Origin of the sequence: Salipiger mangrovisoli, assembly GCF_015223355.1 — a bacterium.
Classification (GTDB): Bacteria; Pseudomonadota; Alphaproteobacteria; order Rhodobacterales; family Rhodobacteraceae; genus Salipiger; species Salipiger mangrovisoli.
On sequence record NZ_JADFFK010000080.1, the window covers coordinates 1 to 2,095 of the forward strand.

Sequence of the window (2,095 nt, forward strand, 5' to 3'; positions counted from 1 at the left end):
GAGGACAAGGCCGATGAGTCCGGCAAGTTCATGCGCGCGGAAATGCAGCGCCTTATCGACAAACACTTCAAGTGAGGCCACGGAAATGACTTTGAAAATCGGTGTCATCGGCACGGGGATGATCGGCCGCGATCACACGAGGCGCATCCAGCAGGTGCTGGCGGGGGCGGAGGTGGTCGCGCTCAGCGACTACACCCCCGAGGCCGCCCGCGCGGTGCAGGCCGATCTCGCGCCGGGCGCCACGGTCTACGAGCGCGGCGAGGACCTGATCGCCGCGGCAGACGTCGACGCGGTGCTGGTCTGCTCGACCGGCTCCACGCACGAGGCCTATGTCCTCGCCGCCATCGCCGCGGGCAAGCCGTGCTTCTGCGAGAAACCCCTCGCCACCACCGCCGAGGGCGCCAGGCGCATCGTCGACGCCGAGGTGGCGGGCGGCAAACGTCTGGTGCAGGTCGGCTTCATGCGCCGCTACGACGCGGGCTACGTCGCGCTCAAGCAGGCGGTCGAGACCCGCACCGGCGCGCCGATCATGGTCCACGCCGCGCATCGCAACCCGACCGTGCCCGAGCAATACGTGACCCCCATGGCGATCCACGACACCTTCGTGCACGAGATCGACGTGTTCCGCTGGCTGCTCGGGGATGACTACGTCTCGGCCCGCGTCACCTTCCCGCGGACCTGCGCCGCGAGCCACGCCAAGCTGCGCGACCCGCAGATCGTCACGCTGACCACCGCCAGGGGGGTGGTGATCACCACCGAGATCTACGTGAACTGCCAGTACGGCTACGACATCCAGTGCGAAGTCGTCGGCGAGGAGGGCATCGCCCGCCTCCCCGAGCCCATGGCAATCCAGATGCGCCTGAACGCCTCGCTGCAGACCGCGATCCTCACCGACTGGAAGGACCGCTTCGTCGCCAGCTACGACACCGAGCTGCAGGATTTCATCAAGGCCGCCTCGGCAGGCACCGCCACCGGCCCGACCTCCTGGGATGGCTACATGGCGGCCGTCACCTGCGACGCCTGCGTTGCGGCGCAGGAGAGTGAGGGCACCGCCATCGCCATCACCAACCCCGAGCGCCCCGCGCTCTACGCCTGAGGACATGCCCATGGAGTTCGCGATCAACCACATCTGCGCGCCGAAGTTCTCGGTCGAGGAATTTTTCGCCATGGCAAGGCGGCTCGGCTCCACCGGGGTCGAGATCCGCAACGACATCCCCGACGTGATGACCAGCGTGGCGCCCGAAGCCGCGAAGGCCGCGGCCACGGCGGCGGGGGTGGAGATCCTGTCGATCAACGCGCTCTACCCGTTCAATGACTGGTCGGGCGACCTGCCGGAGCGCGCAATCAGGATGGCCGACTACGCCCGCGACTGCGGCGCGAAGGCGCTGGTGCTCTGCCCGCTCAACGACGGCACGCCGGTGTCCGAAGTGGACCTCGTGGAAGCGCTGCGGAACCTCGCCTCGATCCTGCGCGCGCGCGGGATCACCGGGCTGGTCGAGCCACTGGGCTTTCCGGTCTCCTCGCTGCGGCGCAAGGGTGATGCCGTCGCCGCGATCAAGGCCGCAGGCGGTGAGGATGTCTTCCGGCTGATGCATGACACCTTCCACCACCACCTCGCGGGCGAGACCGAGTTTTTCCCCGAATGGACCGGCCTCGTGCACATCTCCGGCGTCACCGATCCCGGCGTCGCGGTCGAGGACATGCTCGATGGCCACCGGGTGCTCGTGGACGGGGGCGATCGGCTCGGGAACCTGCCGCAGATCCGCGCGCTGCTGGCGGCGGGCTATGACGGGCCCTTCTCCTTCGAGCCCTTCGCCGAGGAGGTCCATGCGCTCTCCGATCCCGAGGCTGCGCTGGCCGAGAGCATCGCCTTCGTGCGCGAGGGTGCCATGGCCGAGGTCTGAGCTTCCGGGCGGCCGTGCTCCCCGGCCGCCCGGAAATGGGTGCCGCGCCCTCCTCCCGCGCGGCACCCGCAATTTCCCGAGGGGCCCGCACCGCGCGGGACAGCAAGAGGACCTGAGATGAGCAAGAGTTTGGACGTGATCACCATCGGGCGCGCGGGCGTGGATTTCTACGGCGCGCAGATCGGCGGACG

The 2,095-nt window shown here is 68.8% G+C and carries 2 protein-coding genes; both read left to right on the plus strand.

Going from position 1 to position 2,095, the window contains the following annotated elements; translation table 11 throughout:
- The first annotated feature begins 85 nt into the window (after positions 1 to 85).
- Positions 86 to 1,096 (plus strand): Gfo/Idh/MocA family protein, encoded by a 1,011-nt coding sequence (locus IQ782_RS29485; protein ID WP_194138221.1) that lies wholly within the window; start codon positions 86 to 88, stop codon positions 1,094 to 1,096.
- 10 nt (positions 1,097 to 1,106) lie between these two features.
- A complete protein-coding gene (locus IQ782_RS29490) occupies positions 1,107 to 1,904 on the plus strand; it encodes a TIM barrel protein (protein WP_194138222.1) in 798 nt (265 codons plus the stop codon).
- The last annotated feature ends 191 nt before the right edge of the window (positions 1,905 to 2,095 follow it).